Source organism: Pseudomonas sp. SC3(2021) (assembly GCF_019856535.1).
Lineage (GTDB): Bacteria > Pseudomonadota > Gammaproteobacteria > Pseudomonadales > Pseudomonadaceae > Aquipseudomonas > Aquipseudomonas monsensis.
Genome location: NZ_CP082236.1, coordinates 5368978 through 5389769 on the forward strand (window position 1 = coordinate 5368978; position 20792 = coordinate 5389769).

Below are 20792 nucleotides of genomic sequence, written 5' to 3' on the forward strand. Positions count from 1 at the left end.
ATACTCCCTCGAATAATCGCTCGAAGTTGCACCATAGAACCTGGCGATCAATCAGACGTCATTGCAACCCAGCACCTGCATACAAGTCGCCCGCCTGCTTTGCGCAGATAGTGAAGGCTGCCATTCCGGCATCTGCACGCCCATCAGCGAACCCTGACGCAAGGAGTTTTCATGAGCACGTTCTTCACTCACGACGGCATCGAAATCTATTACAAGGACTGGGGCAGCGGTAAGCCCGTGTTGTTCAGCCACGGCTGGCCGCTGGATGCGGACATGTGGGAATACCAGATGGAATACCTGAGCAGCCGCGGTTACCGCACCATTGCCTTCGACCGTCGCGGCTTCGGCCGTTCCGAACAGCCTTGGCACGGTTACGACTACGACACCTTCGCCGATGACATCGCGCAGCTGATCAAGCACCTGGACCTGCGCGAAGTCACCCTGGTGGGCTTCTCCATGGGCGGCGGCGACGTCAGCCGCTACATCGCCCGGCACGGCAGCGAGCGAGTGGCTGGCCTGGTGCTGCTGGGCGCGGTGACGCCGTTGTTCGGCCAGAAAGCCGACTTCCCGCAAGGCGTCGACAAGTCGGTGTTCGATGGCATCAAGGCTGGCCTGCTGAAAGATCGCGCACAGTTCATTGCTGATTTTGCCGCACCGTTCTATGGCACCAACCAAGGCCAGAAGGTCTCCGATGGCGTGCTCACGCAAACCCTGAACATCGCGCTGATGGCCTCGCTCAAAGGCACAGTGGATTGCGTCACCGCGTTCTCGGAAACCGACTTCCGCCCGGACATGAGCAAAATTGACGTGCCGACCCTGGTGATCCACGGCGACGGCGACCAGATCGTCCCGTTCGAAACCACCGGCAAACAGGCGGCGGCACAGATCAAGGGCGCTGAACTGAAGGTCTACGCCGGTGCGCCGCACGGGTTTGCAGTGACGCATGCGCAGGCGTTGAATGAGGATCTGCTGGCGTTCCTCAACCGCTGAGCGGCCTTGCGTGAGGATTTGATTCAGCCGGTGCCGAACTCAATTCCCTGACCGCCAAGTGCCGTTCACGAAAAAGGCGCCCCTTTCCTGAGGTGGGCGCCTTTTTTACCGGTTGCCGATTCAAACCACGCCAACGAAGTCACTCGCTGTCAGCGCAACATGCCCAACCAGATCATCTCGGGGACCACTCGCGAGTTTCGCGCCGTACAAAGTGGTGAAGCGCGCATTCATGCGCTGGAAAAAGCCGTCAGTTCCAGCGAGCGCTCGCTGTTGTCGTCCAGAAAAGGCTTTCTGGCAGGCAGCAGCACCCATATCGACATCCTCAACGCCCAGGAACAGATCTTCAACGCGCGCCGCGACCTGTTCGAAGCCAAACTCCGCTACCTGCTGGCGAGGCTGCGGCTGGCGGCCGACGTCGGCGCACTGGGCGACGACGACATCGAAAGCGCCAATGCCTATCTGGGGCCCCGGCTGTCGTTCTGAGCCTGGCCGGGCAGCCGTGCAGCCCTTGATATACGCGGACTCCGGGCCTCTGCATCAGAATTTTATCTTCACATCCCAGCTTAATAATATTTTACCGATCCCCCCCTCCTCCCTAGTCTGACCGCAAGCAAAACGGACAAGCCAACAGCGCCCGAATCCCACTGCCTTGCTAGGAAGGATGTAGAGATGACCACTGAAATAATAAAAACAGACACGCTGATCGTGGGTGCCGGCCAGGCGGGCGTAGCCATGAGCGAGCACCTGAGCAAACTCGGTGTGCCGCACCTGGTGCTGGAGCGCAATCGCATTGCCGAACGCTGGCGCACCGGGCGTTGGGATTCGCTGGTGGCCAACGGTCCGGCGTGGCACGACCGCTTCCCGGGGCTGGAATTCGATGACGTCGATCCCGACGGTTTCGCCCCCAAAGAGCGCGTAGCCGATTACTTTGAAGCCTACGCGAAGAAATTCAACGCGCCGATCCGCACCGGTGTGGAGGTAAAAAGCGTGGTGCGCAATGTCGGTCGTCCGGGCTTCACCGTCCAGACCTCTGAAGGCGTCATCGAAGCCAGCCGTGTTGTCGCCGCAACCGGCCCGTTTCAGACGCCAGTGATCCCGGCGATTGCGCCCAAAGACGCGCGTCTGCTGCAGATTCACTCCGCGGATTACCGCAATCCAGAGCAATTGCCGGCAGGCGCCGTGCTGGTGGTCGGCGCCGGTTCGTCGGGCGTGCAGATCGCCGATGAACTGCAACGCTCCGGCAAGCAGGTGTACCTCTCGGTCGGCGCCCACGACCGCCCGCCTCGCGCCTACCGCAACCGTGATTTCTGCTGGTGGCTGGGCGTGCTCGGCGAGTGGGATCAGGCGGCAATGAAACCGGGGCGCGAGCACGTGACCATCGCGGTCAGTGGTGCTCATGGCGGGCGCACCATCGACTTCCGTGGCCTGGCCCATCGCGGCATGACGCTGGTCGGCGTCACCGAGTCGTTCAACAACGGCGTGGTGAGTTTCAAGCAGGACCTGATCGACAACCTCAAGCGCGGCGACGAAAACTATCTGGCGCTGCTCGACGCGGCCGACGCCTACATCGAGCGCAATGGCCTGGACCTGCCGGAAGAACCCGAGGCGCGGGAAACCTTTGCGGACCCCGAGTGCGTGAAACACCCACTGGCCGATCTGGACCTGGTCAAGGCCGGGGTCACGTCGATCATCTGGGCCACCGGGTTCGCCGTGGATTATTCGTGGCTGCAAGTCGCGGCGTTCGATGACAAAGGCAAGCCCGTGCATCAGCGCGGTGTGTCCAGCGAGCCGGGGGTGTATTTCCTCGGTCTGCCGTGGCAGTCACGGCGCGGTTCCTCGTTCATCTGGGGCGTGTGGCACGACGCCAAACACGTCGCCGATCACATCGCCACCCAGCGCAAGTACCTGGACTATCGCGATGCCGAGCAGCGTGAAGCCGCCCTGCATTCGAACGCACACAGCAAAGCCGCCGACACCGTCGACGCCTGATTCCCCTTTTCCACCGGCGCCGGTGCGCCGGGCCTTTATTCGTCAGGAGCCTTACATGAGCCAGCCCACTCACACCCGCATTCGCATGTTCAACACCAAAGACACCTACCCCAACCAGACGCTCGACAACGACCTGTGTCAGGCCGTGCGTGCCGGCAACACCGTGTATGTGCGCGGTCAGGTCGGTACTGATTTCGATGGCAACCTGGTCGGCCTGGGTGATCCCCGTGCGCAGGCCGAACAAGCCATGCGCAACGTTAAGCAACTGCTGGAAGAAGCCGGCAGCGACATGAGCCATATCGTCAAGACCACCACCTACCTGATCGACCCGCGTTATCGCGAGCCGGTGTATCAGGAGGTCGGCAAGTGGCTCAAAGGTGTGTTCCCGATTTCCACCGGGCTGGTGGTGTCGGCGCTGGGTCAACCGCAGTGGTTGATGGAGATTGATGTGGTTGCAGTGATTCCTGAGTAAGACATCACACCGAGTCGCGGCTATCGCTGGCAAGCCAGCTCCCACAGGGTTTGGGGTTGTTTGAAAGCTTCCTGATCGACCCGATACCTGTGGGCGCTGGCAAGCCCGCGATGAGGCCTTCAAGGACAACATCTTCCTGGAAAGGAGCAAGCAAATGACCTTCTCTATTGCCGCCCGCTGCCCCGAAACCGGCCAGTTCGGCGTCGCCATCAGTTCCTCCAGCATCGCCGTCGGCGCGCGCTGCCCGTGGCTGTTGCCCGGTGTGGGCGCGGTGTCGAGCCAGAACATCACCCTGCCCTCCCTCGGTCCGGAGGTGCTCGCGCTGATGGAGCAAGGCCTGGCTCCCGACGCGGCACTGGACCAGGTGCTCACGCGCAACGGCTACAGCCAGTACCGCCAGATCACCGCCATCAACCACCTCGGCCAGACCGCGCATTTCAGCGGTTCGCAGACCCTTGGTGTACATAACGCAGTGGTCGGCGAGCAATGCGTGGCCGCCGGCAACATGCTCGCCGGGCGCTCGGTGATCGAAGCGATGGTCAGCGCCTTCGAAGACAGCGAAGGCCAACTGGCCGACCGCTTGCTCAGAGCCCTGCACGCCGCCCTGGCCCTCGGTGGCGAAGCCGGTCCCGTGCACTCCGCCGCCGTGGTGGTGGTCGGCGAACAGACCTGGCCGATCGTCAACCTGCGCGTCGACTGGGCCGATGAAAACCCGATCGGTCAGTTGCAAACGCTGTGGGACGCCTACCGCCCGCAGTTGCAGGACTACATCGACCGCGCCCTCGATCCGGCCAAGGCACCGGGCTACGGCGTTGCCGGTGACGACCGATGAACAGCGTCGAGTTGCTGAAAGTGCTGGTGGGGTTCGACACCACCAGCCGTGAATCCAACTTGCAACTGATCGAGTTCGTGCGCGATTACCTCGCCCGATTCGATGTGCCCTGCGCGCTGATTTACAACGACGAACGCAGCAAGGCCAATCTGTTCGCCACGATCGGCCCGGTGGATCAACCGGGCATCGTGCTGTCCGGGCATACCGATGTGGTGCCGGTCGATGGCCAGCCATGGACACTGCCACCGTTCGAACTCACTGAGCGCGACGGCAAGCTGTTCGGGCGCGGCACCGCCGACATGAAGGGCTACATTGCCTGCGTACTGGCCCTGGTGCCGGCGCTGGTGAACGCGTCATTGCGCAGGCCGGTGCACATCGCCCTGTCCTACGATGAAGAAGTCGGCTGCCTCGGCGTGCGTTCGCTGCTCAAGGTGCTGCAACAGCGCCCGATCAAACCGCTGCTGTGCATCATCGGCGAACCCACCGAACTGAAACCGGTGCTCGGCCACAAGGGCAAACTGGCGATGCGTTGCGAGGTGCACGGCCATCCGTGCCATTCGGCCTATGCGCCGCTCGGGGTCAACGCCATCGAATACGCCGCCGAGCTGATCGGCGAACTGGGTCGCCTCGGCCAGCAACTGAAAGCGCCGGCGCATCACGACCCGCGTTTCGACCCGCCCTACAGCACCGTGCAAACCGGGGTGATCAGCGGCGGCAAGGCCCTGAACATCGTGCCCGCCGATTGCCGCTTCGATTTCGAGATCCGCGCCCTGCCCTCACAGGATCCGGCCTTGGTCGCCGCGGCACTGAAAACCTACGCCGAACGCGAAGTGCTGCCGCGCATGCGGGCGGTCAGCGCGCAGAGTGATATCCGCTTCAGCGAGTTGTCGGCATATCCGGGCCTGGCCACCGCTGCGCAGAGCCAGGCAGCCGAGTTGATTGCGTCATTCTGCGGCTCTGCGGCGTTCGGCACCGTGGCGTTCGGCACCGAAGGGGGCTTGTTCGATGCGGCGGGGATACCCACGGTGGTCTGCGGCCCCGGCAGCATGGATCAGGGCCATAAACCGGACGAGTTCGTCAGCCTCGATCAGTTGCAGGCTTGCGATGACATGCTGCAACGGATGCTTGCCTCGATCAGCGTCTGAAAACCGGCTCGGCGGCCCTCACGGGTACAGCCGGGCCAGCTCTTCGCGGCAATGATCGACAAACAGCTGCACCGGTTTGGTCAGTTGCACCCGCCGCAGCCACGCGGCCGACAGCCCCGAGCCGGTCACGGTTTCCGCCAGCGGCACACACACCACTTGCTGGCCGTCATAGGTGTAGTCGCTGAACGGCTTGGTCACCAGAATCGAGAAGCCGAATCCATTGCCGACCATACCGCGCACCATCTCGATCGACGGTGAGCTGAAGACGATATTCGGCGTCAGTCCGCGTTCTTCGAAAATGCTCACGAAGTAGGTTCGGCTCGGCACCACGTCGAGCAAAATCATCGGTTCCAGCACCAGATCGTGCAGCGAGACTTTCGCCTGTTGCGCAAAGCGATGGCTGGCCGGCAACAAGGCGTAAGGCTGTTGCGGCGGCATCAGCGGCGTGGTGTCGATGGTGCTGTCGAGATCGTGTTCGAACATCATCGCCACGTCGATACTGCCGGCGGTCAATGCCTGCACCAGTTCCTGCTGCTCGCCATCGCGTATGCGGATTTCCACTCCCGGCCAGCGAGCCTTGAAACCGGCGATCAGGCGCGGCAGGTAGAGCGGTGCGACGGTTTCAAAACAGCCGATATCAATCTGCCCCGCCACCACATCGTTATCGGCCAGGGCGTTCTGCTCGAACTCATGGGCCACCCGCAACAGCTCCAGCGCCTTGCGATAGAACCGTGAGCCGCTGGGCGTCAGGGAAACACCCTGAGCGTGATGGCGGATGAACAGCTGCACACCGAAACTTTCTTCCAGGTGTTTGATCGCGGTCGAGACCGACGGTTGCGCGATGTAGAGCTTGCGCGAAGCTTCGGCAACGCTGCCGCAATCGGCGGTGGTGACGAAGTATTTGAGCTGGCGCAGGTTGTAGGCAGCCATGAGCACCTCCGGTGAAATAAGTCTGGCAGTACTTTTGTGGCGAGGGCTTCATCCCCCTTTGAAGGCGCAGCAGTCCCCTGCTTTTTTAGATCAAAAGAGGGGCCGCTTCGCAGCCCGACGGGGATAAATCCCCTCGCCACGGGCCCCGGCAAATCCTGATATGAAAACAGGGTTGACCATACCGGAGCCCCCCACCAGCCGAAGCATATTTTTTTTAAGGTCTGTAGCAACAAACTTACTAATTTATCTATTCCGGGGCTTTGCACATGATCGCTTCAACAAGAATTGCGCCGCCCGTGCCGGCGCTTACCGAAGTACGTCCACGTACTCATCCTTGCCTTGGAGTCCGTCATGGCTACCGTTGCATCCACCTCCGCTCCGCTGATTGAAAAACACACGATAGGATACGTGCCCCCGGAAGATCGCCACGGAAAGGTCAGGGATTTGTTCACGCTCTGGTTCGGCGGCAATATCGCGCCGTTACCCATCGTCACCGGGGCGCTGGGCGTGCAGTTGTTTCACTTGAATCTGGTCTGGGGCATCGTTGCCATCCTCGTCGGCCATCTGGTCGGCGGCGTGCTGATGGCGCTGCACTCGGCGCAGGGCCCGCAAATGGGCATTCCACAGATGATCCAGAGTCGCGCGCAGTTCGGCTCGCTCGGCGCCTTGCTGGTGGTGTTGATCGCCGGCGTGATGTACATCGGTTTCTTCGCCTCCAACATCGTGCTGGCCGGCAAGTCATTACACGGTGTGGTCGACAGCGTGCCGGTGCCGGTCGGCATCGTCATCGGCGCGTTCGGTTCGGGGATCATCGGCATCATCGGCTACCGCTTCATTCACGTGCTCAACCGCATCGGCACCTGGGTGCTGGGGATCGGCATCGTCGTCGGTTTCGGCTACATCTTCACCCATATCCAGACCGATGACTTCCTGACCCGTGGCAGCTTCAACCTCTCCGGCTGGCTGGCCACCGTTTCGCTGGCGGCGCTGTGGCAGATCGCGTTTGCGCCGTACGTGTCCGACTATTCGCGGTACTTGCCGGCCGACGTTAAAGTCTCGTCGACGTTCTGGACGACCTATCTGGGTTCGGCGCTGGGCTCGAGCCTGGCGTTCATCTTCGGTGCCGTTGCCGTACTGGCCACACCGGTAGGCATGGACACCATGGATGCGGTCAAACTCGCCACCGGCTCGATTGGCCCGCTGATGCTGGTGCTGTTCCTGCTCAGCGTGATCAGCCATAACGCGCTCAACCTGTATGGCGCGGTGCTGTCGCTGATTACCCTGGTGCAAACCTTCGCCTACCGCTGGATCCCGACCGCCAAGAGCCGGGCAGTGATTTCGATCATCGTGTTGCTGGCCTGCTGCTTCGCCGCCGTCGGCGCGTCGAAGGACTTTATCGGGCACTTCGTCGACATGGTCCTGGTGTTGCTGGTGGTGTTGGTGCCGTGGACGGCGATCAACCTGATCGACTTCTACGCCATCCACAAAGGCCAGTACGACATCCAGTCGATCTTCCAGGTCGATGGCGGCATCTACGGCCGCTACAACCCGCAGGCATTGCTGGCATACGCGATCGGCATCGCCGTGCAGATCCCGTTCATGAACACGCCGCTGTACGTCGGCCCGGTGTCGGCGCATATCAACGGCGCAGACCTGTCATGGCTGGTGGGCTTGCTGGTGACGTCGCCGCTGTATTTCTGGCTGGCCAATCGCGACACGTCTTACCGTCGGCGGATGATGGGCGGCAAACTGGCGAGCAGTCTGTGAGATTGTCCCGATAGCCTAAAAAAAGGCCCGCCTCGTGCGGGCCTTCTGCATGGCGCTGTGGTATTTCTTTGAGTCCGACGATGACGGAACAAGGACCACCAATGCTGCGAATACTCGGCAAAGCCTCATCAATCAACGTGCGCAAAGTGCTGTGGACCTGTGCTGAACTGCAACTGCCGTTCGATCGTGAAGACTGGGGTTCGGGATTCCAGGCGACCCACGCACCCGAGTTTCTTGCGCTGAATCCATGCGCCATGGTGCCGGTGATTCAGGACGGTGATTTCACGTTGTGGGAATCGAACACGATCATTCGTTATCTGGTGGCCAATTACCCCGGCGCAGACCTCTACCCCACCGAGCCACGCGCCCGCGCGCGCGTCGATCAGTGGATCGACTGGCAGGCCTCGGAGCTGAACCGCTCATGGTCGTACGCCTTCACTTCCCTGGTGCGCCGCTCGCCGGATTATCAGGACCGCGCCGCACTGGCCCGCGGAATCGAACAGTGGTCGAAGAACATGGACATCCTCAACCGGCAACTGGAGAAAACCGGCGCGTATGTCAGCGGCGAGCGTTTTTCGCTGGCGGATATTCCCATCGGGCTGTCGGTGAATCGCTGGTTTGAAACGCCACTCGGACACCCGGACTATCCTGCCGTCAGGACGTATTACGAACGTCTGAGCCAACGCGAAGGCTTCCGTCTCTACGGCAGAAACGGCACGCCGTGACACCATGACACAAAGTGTCAGTTACCCTTCTGCGCGCACCACCCCACGCTCTTCCAGCAAGCGCACAAACATGCTCAAGCTACGTGACACCGTGCCCCGGCGCCACACCAGCCACGTCGTCAGGTAACGAAAATCCGCCGCCAGCGGCCAGACACTGACCGTGGCGCTGCCGGGCATGCTCTGCAACATTTTGCGTGGCATCAGCGCCAGCCCGGCACCGGCGCTGACGCAGGCGAGCATGCCGTGGTAGGACTCCATCTCGAAAATCTTGCCTGGCACGGCAGCGTCGGTGCTGAACCATTTTTCGAAGTGGTGCCGATAAGAGCAGTTGGAACGGAAGGCATAGATATTCTCGCCGTTCACATCTGCCGCACGCTGCACCGGTGCGTGATTGAGCGGTGCAATGACGACCATTTCTTCCTCGAACGCTGGCACGCCTTCCAGCGCCGGGTGCAGCACCGGGCCATCGACGAACGCGGCCGCCAGGCGCCCGGAGAGCACGCCGTCAATCATCGTCCCGGACGGGCCGGTCGACAGGTCCAGATCAACCTTGGGGTGCAATTGGTTGTACGCCGCCAGCAACTCGGGAATGCGCACCGCTGCCGTACTTTCCAGTGAACCCAGCGGAAACGCGCCCTGCGGTTCCTCGCCCGCCACCGTCGCTCGGGCCTCTTGCACGAGGTCGAGAATCCGCCGCGCGTACTCAAGAAAACTCCACCCGGCCGGCGACAAACGCAAACGGCTCTTCTCGCGAATAAACAGATCGACGCCCAGATCCTGCTCCAGCTGTTTGATTCGTGTGGTCAGGTTCGACGGCACGCGATGGATCTGCGCCGCGGCGGCGCTGATGCTGCCGTGCTCGGCAACGGCCTTGAAGATTTCCAGCTGCACCAGATCCACAGTCATTCTCCAATCGTGAAAGAAACGATCTTTATTATTCAGTTTCCAGAAAACAAACGCCAGCCTACTCTGGGCCCATCCACTGAACTCGCAGGAGCCAGCCATGAGCCAGATTTCCAGCCAGACCCACGCCATCTCGATCAACCCCGCCACAGGCGAGCAGATCGGTCACTACGCCTTTGAATCAGCCGAGGCCCTCGACGCTGCGCTGACCCGCGCCGCGTTCGGTTTCTCGAAGTGGAAACGCAAGCCGCTGCAAGACCGCTCCCGCGCCCTGAGCGCATTGGCCGGCGCCCTGCGTGACAGCGCCGAAGCCATGGCCACCATGATCACCCTGGAAATGGGCAAGCCCATTGCCCAGGCCCGTGGCGAAATCGAAAAATGCGCCAGGCTCTGCGAGTGGTACGCCGAACACGGCCCGGCCATGCTCGACGCCGAGCCGACCCAGGTGGAAGGCGGCAAGGCGCGCATCGAGTACCGTCCGCTCGGCCCAATCCTCGCGGTGATGCCGTGGAACTTCCCGATCTGGCAAGTGCTGCGCGGCGCAGTACCCGCGCTGATCGCCGGCAACACCTACGTGCTCAAGCATGCGCCGAACGTGATGGGCAGCGCTTACCTGCTGCGCGATGCTTTCAACAACGCCGGCTTCGCTGAGGGCGTATTCGAAGTGCTCAACGTCACCCCGGAAGGCGTTTCGACCGCCATCGCCGACCCGCGCATCGCCGCCGTGACCCTGACCGGCAGCGTCCGCGCCGGCATGGCCATCGGTGCTCAGGCCGGTGCTGCGCTGAAAAAATGCGTGCTGGAGCTGGGCGGTTCCGACCCGTTCATCGTGCTCAATGACGCCGATCTCGACGAAGCCGTTCAAGCTGCCGTCATCGGTCGTTACCAGAACTCCGGTCAGGTGTGCGCTGCGGCCAAGCGCCTGATCATCGAAGAAGGTGTGGTCGAGGAATTCACCCGCAAATTCGTCGAAGCGACGCGCAAGCTGAAGGTCGGCGATCCGTTGTCCGCCGACACCTACATCGGCCCGATGGCACGTTTCGACCTGCGTGACGAACTTGATCAGCAAGTGCGCGACACCCTCGAAGAAGGCGCCACCCTCCTGCTCGGCGGCAGCAAGGCCGAAGGTCCGGGCAACTACTACGAGCCGACCGTGCTGGCTGATGTCACCGACCGCATGACCTCGTTCAAACAGGAACTGTTCGGCCCGGTGGCGTCGATCATCACCGCCCGCGATTGCGCGCATGCGGTGGCCCTGGCCAACGACAGCGAGTTCGGCCTGACCGCGACGATCTACACCGCTAACGTGCAACTGGCCCAGCAACTGACCAGCGAGCTGGAGACCGGCGGCGTGTTCATCAACGGCTACTCCGCCAGCGACCCGCGCGTGACCTTCGGCGGTGTGAAAAAAAGCGGTTTCGGCCGCGAACTGTCGCACTTCGGCGTACGCGAATTCTGCAACGCGCAAACCGTGTGGCTGGATCGCAAATAACCGCTGATCCCAGGCGTTACCCATCTCCCTGCAGGCCTGCGCCTGCATGGGTTTTGCGGGAGCGACCGCAGCCACAAGCGTTGGCTGTCATGTCGCGACCTGCTGCGCTTCCGTGACAGTCCGCCCCTTGCTCAACAACCCCAGCACCACCGCCGCCGAGACCAGAGTAATCAACGTGAGGATGTGCAACAGCATCCGGCCGGCTGATTGAAGTGCTGGCTGACTGGTGCCCCTATTACCCGGGGCTGCACCTGTACTACCCAAGCCGCCGGCACGTACCGGCGCCGCTCAAGGCCTTCATCGACTTCGTCCGCGACACCCCGCTCCTGCAGGGGCATGGGGCAAGCGTTCGATGACCGGGGGATCAGCGTCTATAGTCAACGGGTTCCTGCCCTGAAGGCCCGTTGTCCATGGTCAACACCGAACAGCTGATCATCTGCGAGCACTGCGACTGCGTGTACGAGAAAGTCGCCCTCGCCAAACACCAGAAAACCCTGTGCGTACGCTGCGGTGGCGTGTTGCAGCGCTATAACGGTCTGACCGTCGAACAGCGTCTGGCGCTGTCGTTCACCGCGTCGATGCTGTGGCTGTTCGCCAATTTCTATCCGGTGATGAGCATCAGCATGAAGGGCCTGAAAAACAGCGCAACGTTGTGGGACTCGGTCCTGGCGTTGAGTCAGGGGCCGATCACGTTCATGGCGATGGTGGCGGCGATTTCGATCATCATTGCCCCGGCGTTTCAACTGGTGCTGTTGATCTGGGTGTTGAGTTTCGCCCTGTCCTCCCGGCGCGCGCCGGGGTTCAAGGTGTGCATGCGCTGGCTGGAAACGCTGCGCCCGTGGAGCATGCTTGAAGTGTGTCTGCTGGGGGCAATGGTCGCAGTATTCAAACTGGCCGGGCTACTCGATGTGCTGCCCGGCATCGGTCTGTTCGCGCTGGCCGTGCTGAGCCTGATGATGATCCGCATCGCCGGCCGCGACATTCGTGATCTATGGGACATCCTGTGAAGCGACCACCGACCGCCAGCGAACTCAACCTGTGTCTGTGCCACAGCTGCGGCCTGGCCTGCGACATGACCGACGAGCCGCACGAATGCCCGCGCTGCGAGGCCCCCCTGCATCGACGCAAGAGCAACTCGCTGAACCGCACCTGGGCGTACATGTTCGCCGCGCTGGCGTTTTACGTACCGGCCAACCTGCTGCCGGTGATGAACACAGTGATGCTCGGCAACGGCGCCGACAGCACGATCATGAGTGGCGTGCTGGAGTTCTGGGAGGGGGGCGCGTGGGACATCGCCCTGATCATCTTTATCGCCAGTATCGCAGTGCCGGGGATCAAGTTCGTCGCCCTGACGCTGCTGCTGATCACCGTGCAACGCAACAGTGGCTGGGCGCGCCGTGAGCGCTCGAAGCTGTTCCGTTTCGTCGAGCTGATCGGCTATTGGTCGATGCTCGACGTGCTGGTGGTCGCCCTGGTCGCGGCGCTGGTGAAGTTTCAGGCGCTGGGTGATATCGAGCCACGACCGGGCATCCTGTTTTTCGGCCTGGTCGTGGTGTTCACCATGCTCTCGGCAATGAGCTTCGATCCACGGCTGATCTGGGACAACACCCCGGACGACGAGCCGCTCAGCGACGCAGCACCTCCAGCAATACCTGCAACGGATGGCGCAGCGCCTGATCCGACTGGCGCTTGACCTGGCTGCGGCATGAGTAACCGGTGGCCAGCGCTTCGCCCTTTTGCGCCGGCTCAGCGATCTGCCGTGCCCACGACTGTTCATAAATCATTGCCGACGTTTGCCGGTTGCGCGCCTCATGTCCGTACGTCCCGGACATGCCGCAGCAACCGGTGGCCTGGGTCGCCAGGCTCAAACCCACGCGCTCGAAAACCTGCTCCCACTGCCGGGTCGCCGCCGGCGCATTGGTCTTTTCCGTGCAATGGGCCAGCAAACGGAAGGCACCGGCGTTGGCCTGAGGCGTTTGCTGCGGCATGACCTTGAGCAGCCACTCCTGCACCAGCGCCACTTCGGGACAGTGCTCCATGCCCGGCACCTTGAGGTATTCCTGGCGATAGACCAGGGTCATCGCCGGATCCAGGCCCAGCAGCGGCACACCGATATCCGCCAGTTCACGCAATTGACGAGCATTGCGCAGCGCGGCCCGATTGAACGCCGAGAGGAACCCCTGCACATGCAGCGGCTTGCCATTGGCGCTGAACGGCGCCAGGTAAACCTGATAGCCTAGGCGTGATATCAGCTCGACCAGATCCGCCAGCAACGGTGCCTCGAAGTAACGGGTGAAGGCATCCTGCACCAACACCACGCTGCGTTCGCGTTGTGCCGGCGTCAGCGCCGACAACGTCGCCGCCGTCGCCGGCTGCACCTGCCAGCGACGCATTGCCGCATGGAAATCGAAGCGGCTGAGCAACGGCACATCGACCATTCCCCCCAGGCGTTCGAGCAGGCCGCGAACCAGCGCGGCGCCCATCACACCGTTGTACAGCGCCGGAATCCGCGCCATGTAAGGGATGCTGTATTCCAGCGAGGCGATCAGATAGTCCCGTGCCGGGCGCAGATAACGGCTGTGGTACAGCTCCAGAAACCGCGAACGAAACTCCGGCACATTGACCTTCACCGGGCACTGGCCCGCGCAGGACTTACACGCCAGGCAACCGGCCATGGCGTCGTACACCTCATGGGAAAAATCGGCATCCTGGCTGCGGCTGTTGCGCCAGCGTGTCCACAGGCTGCTGAAAAATGCCGGACGACGGATCGTATCGCAAAGCACATCCACCCCCGCCTCACCCTGCAAACGCAGCCATTCGCGGATCAGCGATGCACGCCCCTTGGGCGACTGCGCACGTTCACGAGTGGCCTTCCACGACGGGCACATGGCGTCGTCGGGGTCGAAGTTGTAGCAGGCGCCGTTGCCGTTGCAGTGCATCGCCGCGCCGTAGTCTTGCCAGACTTTTTCGTCGATCTGCCGATCGAGCTCGCCACGCAACGTGACTTCATCGATTTTCAACAACGCCGCGTTGGTGTTGGCCGGGGTAGCGATCTTGCCCGGGTTGAACTGGTTGAACGGGTCGAATGCCGCCTTCAGCGCCTGCAGGGCCGGATACAGTTCACCGAAGAACGCCGGTGCGTACTCCGAACGCAGGCCCTTGCCGTGCTCGCCCCAGAGCAAGCCGCCATAACGCTGGGTCAGCGCGGCGACGCCATCGGACACCGGGCGCACCCGCGCCGCTTGCTGCGGATCCTTCATGTCGAGGATCGGCCGCACGTGCAGCACGCCGGCATCGACATGGCCGAACATGCCGTACTGCAAACCGTGACTGTCGAGCAGCTCGCGCAGCTCGGCGATGTACTCGGCCAGGTGCTGCGGCGGCACGGCGGTGTCTTCGACAAAGGGTTGCGGGCGTGCCTCACCGGCCACGTTGCCCAGCAGGCCGACCGCACGTTTGCGCATGCCGTAAACCTTGTTCACCGCGGCATGACCGACGGCCAGCGTGTGCCCCAGACGCTCGACGGTGCGGTCGCTGCCCAAGTGCGCGACAAACGCCTCGACTCGGCCCTGCAACTCATCGGCATCATCGCCGCAAAACTCGACGAGGTTGATCCCCAGCGTCGGCCGCACGGCACTTTCCGGGAAGTATTCGGCGACGCCGTGCCAGACGATGTCCTGCATTGCCAGCAGCAACACTTTCGAGTCGACGGTTTCGATCGACAGCGGCTTGAGCGCCATCAGTGCCCGTGCATCGCGCAGGGCATCCATGAAACCGGCGTAGCGAATGTTCACCAGCATGGTGTGTTTGGGGATCGGCAACACATTGAGCCTGGCCTCGACCACGAACCCCAGCGAGCCTTCAGCGCCGCACAGCACACTGTTAAGGTTGAAGCGGTTGTCCGCCTCACGCAGGTGCGCCAGGTCGTAACCGGTGAGGCAGCGATTGAGATCGGGGAAGCGTTCCTTGATCAGCGCGCCCTGTTCATCAATGATCTGCCGCGCGCAGCGATAGACTTCACCGACGCGATCTTCGCGAGCGCACTGGGCGAGCAACTCGCGCTCGTCAAGCGGCTGACCGTGCAAATGCTCGCCACCGCGCAGGATCATGTCGAGCTCGAGCACGTGGTCGCGGGTTTTGCCGTAAGTGCAACTGCCCTGGCCGCTGGCGTCGGTGTTAATCATGCCGCCGACGGTGGCGCGGTTGGAGGTCGACAGTTCCGGAGCGAAAAACAGCCCGGCGGACTTCAGTGCCGCGTTGAGCTGATCCTTGACCACCCCGGCCTGTACGCGCACCCAGCGCTCTTCAACGTTGATTTCCAGAATGCGGTTCATATGCCGCGACAGGTCGACGACGATGCCGTCAGTCAGTGACTGACCGTTGGTGCCGGTGCCGCCGCCACGCGGGCTGATCACCACTTTCCGGTAAGCCGGTTCGGCGATCAGTCGCGCGACCCGCGCCACATCCTCGGCGTCCATCGGAAACACCGCTGCTTGCGGCAGGCGCTGATAGATCGAGTTATCAGTGGCGAGCACCACGCGGCTGGCGTAATCGGCGCTGATTTCACCGCGAAAGCCGCTGGCTTTCAGGGCGTTGAGGAACTGCTGGTAATCGGCGGTCAATGCAGTGGCGGGCGACAGCTGGGCAATCATCGGTCAGGAATCTCGGTCAAAATCGGTCCGTGTGGCGGTGAACAGTTGTGCGCAATGAATGATTGCGTCACGCTCCCGCCATCTCATAGTGCTTATGTTCATTGCTTGGCGCCATCGGGACAAACGTAAAATCGACCCACAATCCATGACTAAAACGAATGAATCCGCGAACACTCACGCCTTCCATGTCGTTGTTGCTGGCCTTCGAGGCCGCCGCACGGCATGAAAGCTACACCCGCGCCGCCCATGAACTGTCGCTGACGCAAAGCGCGGTCAGCCGTCAGGTGCAGATTCTCGAGAAGATGCTCGGCATGCGCCTGTTCAGCCGCGAAGGCCGGCAAGTGGTGCTGACCGATGTCGGCCGCATGTATCAGCGCGAGCTGGCCGAAGCGCTCGGGCAGATCCGCAGTGCGACGCTTCAAGCCATGGCGTTTGGTTCCGGCATTCACAGCTTGCGTCTGGCGACGCTGCCCACCTTCGGTTCGAAATGGCTGCTGCCACGGCTCAAGGACTTCTACACCGCACACCCCGGGATGACCGTGCACTTGCATTCGCGCATCGAAGCGATCGACTTCGACACCAGCGAGATCGACGCGGCGATCTGCGTCGGTGGCGGTGAATGGCCGGGGCTGAGCGCCCTGCCCTTGCACACCGAAGAACTGGTAGTGATCGCCAGCGCGCAATTAACGGCAGCCGAACGTCAGGACGCCGAACAACAGATTGCCGGACAACTGCTGCTCAACGTCAGCAGCAATGCCCAGGCCTGGGCGGAATGGTTCACTCATCACGGCTTGCCGCACCGCAGCATGCGTATCGGACCGAGCTTTGAAATGACCTCGCACCTGATTCAGGCCGTGCGAGCGAATATCGGCGTAGGGCTGGTGCCGCGGATTCTGGTTGACGATGAATTGCTTAACGGCGAGCTGCTGCAACTGGGGGAACCGATCACCAGTCGGCGCAGCTATTACCTGGTGTATCCGCCGCGTAATGAGGCGTTGCCGTCGTTGAAGGCGTTTCGGGACTGGCTGGTGCGATCGCTATGAATTATCGCCTCACCCGAGTGAGCATTCACCGTTTTGGCGGAGGTGGAGCACTAGGACCACGAGCAGTTTGTGGCGAGTTTCTGTCGTTCGAACCAAGGTAGCGGGCCACTTCTGGCGGCATGGGTCTCGGTGCTTCGGCGGTCATGACTGGCCCTCTTTTATGGTGGTGAATTCAACCCACTGAACTTTCGACGAATCTATCACCAACAGATCTGCTTCAAAAGGCCGGGCAATGCCATCGTCGCCCAACCATTTCGGACTCTGCATCACAAACTGTCCATTCGCAGGTTCGGAAGGCCATTCACAAGGCCAGCCGAACAGGCGCCGTTCGTCGTTCAAATGCAGCGTAATGAGCCGATCATGTCGCGCAAAGGTGCTGTACCACTGACTGGGATACGAGGTTTTTCTGGTTACATTTCGAAATCGTAACCAAACATGCAGCTTGTCATTTGACGCAAGATTGCAGGATAGAAACCCGAGCATCACTGAAACAACAAATGCCCAGATTGCCTGCGCTTTGCCATCCCATATTCCTACAGAAACCCCCTTCGTCCCCACCCATAAACAGATTGCCTCGCCCCCCAACACCAGCCCATGAATCACAAACGTAAAAATCAACGCCTGCACAATCTGCCCAAACGTGTCAGGTCGCTTGAATGCGGTGAGCGTGTAAAAAATCCAGGTCGAAACAAACCCGGGGATGAGGTACTGCAACAACGGAATAACTTCTTTGACCAGATCGTCCATGATCCGTGGCTCCTTGAAAGACTTGCCGGCCCGATAAGTGACCGGCAATCAAAGCCTAGTGCACGCTGAAAAAGTCCCTCGCCGCGATCTGTCACAGCGCATTACGCCAGCCGCTAAACCTGCGCATCCTGCAGAATCAGATCCGCGCCCTTCTCCGCGACCATCAGCACCGCCGCATGGGTATTGCCCGACGTCACATTCGGGAAAATCGACGCATCGACCACCCGCAACCCTGCGAAACCATGCACTTTCAGGCGCTTGTCGACCACCGACGTCTGCTCGTCCGCGCCCATCGCACAGGACCCGCACAGGTGATAGATCGAGCCACAGTTGTCGCGAAAGTACTGCAACATCTGCTCATCGGTTTCCACTGCTGGCCCCGGCAAGACTTCATCGACGGTGATGCTCCTGAGCGCCGGGGCGTTCATGATCTTGCGCATCAGGCGACTGCCCTGGATTACCTCATCAATGTCCTTTTGTGTGCTCAGGTAGTTCGGGTCGATCAACGCCGCATCCCGTGGATTTTTCGAGGCGATTTCGACGTGCCCGCGACTGGTAGGCCGGCACGGATTGAAGCACAACAGGAAGCCTGAATACGGCTCCGGCTTGAGACTGGTCTTGTTGTTTTTCGGGATCTGGTACGACAGCGGGTTGAAGTACAACTGCAGGTTGGGATGCGCCTGCTGCTGGTCGCCACGGAAAAATCCGCCGGCCTGATTGACGCTCATCGCCAGCGCGCCCTTGCGGGTGAGCAGGTATTTGAGGCCGAGCTTTAGCTGGCCGAACAACGAACTCAGTTCATCGTTCAACGTCGGGATATTGGCCTTGTAGTAGTAGCTGACGCACAGGTGATCCTGCAGGTTGCGTCCCACCGCCGGCAGGTGCTTGACCAGCGGAATCTGGTGCCTGGCGAGCAGCTCGCGATCGGCCACGCCGGACAACTGCAGGATCTTCGGCGTATCGACCGCACCCGCACAGAGGATCACTTCCTTGCGCGCAGTAAACGTGCGCACCACCCCGTGCTGGGTAATCGAGATACCGCTGGCACGCTGCTGTGCTGCGTCAAACAGCACACGATCCACCAGTGCGTAATGCTCGACAGTCAGGTTCGCCCGGCTCAGTGCCGGATGCAGATGAGCGAAGCTGCTGGAACAGCGCTGGCCGTTTTTGGTGTTGACGTCGTATAGACCTGCACCCTCGAATTTCGCCCCGTTGAAATCGTCGCTGCGCGGATAGCCGAGCTGCGAGCAGCCTTCAAGAAACACATCGCAGATCGGGTGGGTCTGGCCCTTCATCGGGGTGATGCTGATCGGACCGCTGCCGCCGTGGTATTCGCTATCGCCCAGCGGGTGATTTTCCAGTTTGCGAAAGTACGGCAGCACGTCCTTGAAGCCCCAGCCGTCGTTGCCGCTGGCCGCCCAATCGTCGAAATCGTGGGCCTGGCCACGCACGTAGATCATCGCGTTGATTGAGCCGGAACCACCCTGCACCTTGCCGCGCGGGGCGTAGATTTCGCGATTGCCCAGTTGCTTCTGCGGCTGGCTGTAGTACATCCAGTTGAAGGTCGGGTTGTAATACATTTTGGCGAAGCCGACCGGGATCCTGAACCACAGCGAGCTGTCTTTGCCGCCCGCTTCCAGCAGCAGCACCGTGTATTGCCCGGAGGCCGAGAGCCGATTGGCCAACACGCAGCCAGCGGCGCCTGCGCCAGCGATGATGTAGTCGTATGTCATGCACGGTTACCGCGTAAGTCGTTGTACAAAAATCGGAATAGACACTGCGATCGCCAGTAGGCGCGAGCCTGCTCGCGATGGCGTCGTATCAGTCACCACTTTCAGAGGATGACCCACCGCTATCGCGAGCAGGCCCACTCCTAAAGGGACGGTGTCAGCCACGCGCAGGCGATGTGTCTTTCACGTCAACTGGCACAGGTGCCATTTGCAGGTGCAGGCGCTCGCCGGTGTACGGCGAGTGCTTGCGCACCACCTCCATGTTCAGCTCGACGCCCAGGCCCGGCTCGGTGGACGGAATGATGTAGCCGTCCTCCCACTGCAACGGCTTGGTCAGTACCTCGGCGTGGAAGCCGCCCCAAGTCTCGATGCTTTCCTGAATCAGGAAGTTCGGGGTGCAGGTCGCCAACTGGAAACTCGCCGCCGCGCCAATCGGCCCGTTGTACAGATGCGGGGCGATCTGCGCGTAGTAGGCTTCGGCCATGCTGGCGATTTTCTTGGCTTCGAGCAGGCCGCCGCAGCGCGCCACGTTCATCTGCAGAATCGACGCACCGCCGGCCTGCAACAGCTTGAAGAATTCGTACTTGGTGGTCAGGCGCTCACCGGTCGCAATCGGGATGCTGGTCTTCGCCGCGACTTGCGCCATGGCTTCTTCCTGGCCTGGCGGCACCGGTTCTTCGAACCACAGCGGGTCGTACTTCTCCAGGCGCTTGGCCAGACGAATCGCCGACGACGGCACCATCTGCCCGTGAGTCCCGAACAGCAGGTCGCACTTATTGCCCACTGCTTCGCGGATCTTGCGGCAGAAGGTTTCGCAGCGCTCCAGCACTTCCAGCGAAATCTGATGCCCGGAGTACGCGGTGTACGGGCCGGCCGGATCGAACTTCAGCGCGGTGAAGCCTTTGTTCATGTTTTCGACGGCGCACTCGGCCGCCAGGTCCGGGTCGTCGTAGTCGTATTCGCCACGGCTGTTGACCGGGTACAGGTAGGTGTAGGAGCGCAGACGCTCGTTGACCTTGCCGCCGAGCAATTCGTAAACCGGTTTGTTCGCCGCTTTGCCGATGATGTCCCAGCAGGCCATTTCCAGACCACTGACCACCCCCATCATGGTCAAGTCGGGACGCTGGGTGAAACCGCTGGAATAGGCCTGACGGAAGAAGCGTTCGATATGGTGCGGATCCTGGTTGAGCAGATAGCGTTCGAACACGTCTTCGATGATCGGCAGCATGGCTTTCGGGCCGAAGGTTGCGGCGTAGATCTCGCCCACGCCTTCGATGCCGCAGTCGGTCTTGAGCTTGACGAACAGCCAGTACATGCCACCAACGTGCGGTGGCGGTACAGCGACGATATGGGTTTCAAGGGCGATGATTTTCAT

17 protein-coding genes and 1 pseudogene are annotated in these 20792 nt (G+C 61.5%); 12 read left to right on the forward strand and 6 right to left on the reverse strand.

Annotation, left to right across the window (positions count from 1 at the left end):
• Positions 1-171 precede the first annotated feature (171 nt).
• The 6 genes and pseudogenes from K5Y35_RS23765 (at position 172) to argE (ending at position 5428) form a co-directional block, all read left to right on the forward strand.
• The gene (locus K5Y35_RS23765; RefSeq protein ID WP_123467908.1) at positions 172-990 is read left to right on the forward strand and encodes an alpha/beta fold hydrolase; all 819 of its coding nucleotides are present in this window, start codon (positions 172-174) and stop codon (positions 988-990) included.
• Between the two features lie 168 nt (positions 991-1158).
• A pseudogene (locus K5Y35_RS23770) lies at positions 1159-1473 on the forward strand (TolC family protein); the annotation flags it as partial.
• 186 nt (positions 1474-1659) lie between these two features.
• Entirely contained in the window at positions 1660-2979 is a 1320-nt protein-coding gene (locus K5Y35_RS23775; protein WP_123467904.1) for a flavin-containing monooxygenase, read from the forward strand.
• Between the two features lie 55 nt (positions 2980-3034).
• Positions 3035-3451 carry a RidA family protein gene (locus K5Y35_RS23780; protein ID WP_123467902.1) on the forward strand — a complete coding sequence of 139 codons (417 nt, stop codon included), beginning with the start codon at positions 3035-3037 and terminating at the stop codon, positions 3449-3451.
• A 154-nt stretch (positions 3452-3605) separates the two neighbouring features.
• On the forward strand, positions 3606-4283 hold the full coding sequence (locus K5Y35_RS23785; protein WP_222833124.1) for a DUF1028 domain-containing protein: 678 nt from the start codon (positions 3606-3608) through the stop codon (positions 4281-4283).
• A complete protein-coding gene (gene argE, locus K5Y35_RS23790; RefSeq protein ID WP_222833125.1) occupies positions 4280-5428 on the forward strand; it encodes an acetylornithine deacetylase in 1149 nt (382 codons plus the stop codon). The genes K5Y35_RS23785 and argE overlap by 4 nt, the downstream gene beginning before the upstream one ends.
• Before the next feature lie 18 nt (positions 5429-5446).
• On the opposite strand, the gene K5Y35_RS23795 is transcribed toward argE, so the two are convergent.
• Positions 5447-6358 (reverse strand): LysR family transcriptional regulator, encoded by a 912-nt coding sequence (locus K5Y35_RS23795; protein WP_222833126.1) that lies wholly within the window; start codon positions 6356-6358, stop codon positions 5447-5449.
• 351 nt (positions 6359-6709) lie between these two features.
• Between K5Y35_RS23795 and K5Y35_RS23800 the strand changes: the two genes are divergently transcribed.
• A complete protein-coding gene (locus K5Y35_RS23800; RefSeq protein WP_123467893.1) occupies positions 6710-8125 on the forward strand; it encodes a purine-cytosine permease family protein in 1416 nt (471 codons plus the stop codon).
• 101 nt (positions 8126-8226) lie between these two features.
• Complete coding sequence (locus tag K5Y35_RS23805) at positions 8227-8850, forward strand: glutathione S-transferase family protein (protein WP_222833127.1); 624 nt, start codon at positions 8227-8229, stop codon at positions 8848-8850.
• Positions 8851-8871: 21 nt separating this feature from the next.
• On the opposite strand, the gene ptrR is transcribed toward K5Y35_RS23805, so the two are convergent.
• Positions 8872-9750 (reverse strand): putrescine utilization regulator PtrR, encoded by an 879-nt coding sequence (ptrR, locus tag K5Y35_RS23810; RefSeq protein ID WP_222834493.1) that lies wholly within the window; start codon positions 9748-9750, stop codon positions 8872-8874.
• Positions 9751-9853: 103 nt separating this feature from the next.
• Between ptrR and K5Y35_RS23815 the strand changes: the two genes are divergently transcribed.
• From K5Y35_RS23815 to K5Y35_RS23825, 3 genes are all read left to right on the forward strand, one after another.
• The gene (locus K5Y35_RS23815; RefSeq protein WP_186747193.1) at positions 9854-11245 is read left to right on the forward strand and encodes an aldehyde dehydrogenase family protein; all 1392 of its coding nucleotides are present in this window, start codon (positions 9854-9856) and stop codon (positions 11243-11245) included.
• Positions 11246-11655: 410 nt separating this feature from the next.
• Positions 11656-12252 (forward strand): paraquat-inducible protein A, encoded by a 597-nt coding sequence (locus tag K5Y35_RS23820; RefSeq protein WP_123467881.1) that lies wholly within the window; start codon positions 11656-11658, stop codon positions 12250-12252.
• Positions 12249-12938: a paraquat-inducible protein A gene (locus K5Y35_RS23825; RefSeq protein ID WP_222833128.1), complete on the forward strand. Its 690-nt coding sequence runs from the start codon at positions 12249-12251 to the stop codon at positions 12936-12938. The genes K5Y35_RS23820 and K5Y35_RS23825 overlap by 4 nt, the downstream gene beginning before the upstream one ends.
• Here K5Y35_RS23825 and K5Y35_RS23830 read toward each other — a convergent pair.
• Entirely contained in the window at positions 12871-15897 is a 3027-nt protein-coding gene (locus K5Y35_RS23830; RefSeq protein ID WP_222833129.1) for an FAD-binding and (Fe-S)-binding domain-containing protein, read from the reverse strand. The two genes, K5Y35_RS23825 and K5Y35_RS23830, sit on opposite strands and share 68 nt — an antisense overlap.
• A 158-nt stretch (positions 15898-16055) precedes the next feature.
• On the opposite strand from K5Y35_RS23830, the gene K5Y35_RS23835 reads away from it, so the two are divergent.
• Positions 16056-16940 carry a LysR substrate-binding domain-containing protein gene (locus tag K5Y35_RS23835; protein WP_123467875.1) on the forward strand — a complete coding sequence of 295 codons (885 nt, stop codon included), beginning with the start codon at positions 16056-16058 and terminating at the stop codon, positions 16938-16940.
• A 141-nt stretch (positions 16941-17081) separates the two neighbouring features.
• Here the strand turns inward: K5Y35_RS23835 and K5Y35_RS23840 are convergent, their stop codons facing one another.
• From K5Y35_RS23840 to K5Y35_RS23850, 3 genes are all read right to left on the reverse strand, one after another.
• A complete protein-coding gene (locus K5Y35_RS23840; RefSeq protein ID WP_222833130.1) occupies positions 17082-17687 on the reverse strand; it encodes a DUF6338 family protein in 606 nt (201 codons plus the stop codon).
• Between the two features lie 113 nt (positions 17688-17800).
• Positions 17801-19420, reverse strand: a complete 1620-nt coding sequence (locus K5Y35_RS23845) for a GMC family oxidoreductase (RefSeq protein WP_222833131.1) — start codon at positions 19418-19420, stop codon at positions 17801-17803.
• 154 nt (positions 19421-19574) lie between these two features.
• Entirely contained in the window at positions 19575-20792 is a 1218-nt protein-coding gene (locus K5Y35_RS23850; RefSeq protein ID WP_222833132.1) for a mandelate racemase/muconate lactonizing enzyme family protein, read from the reverse strand.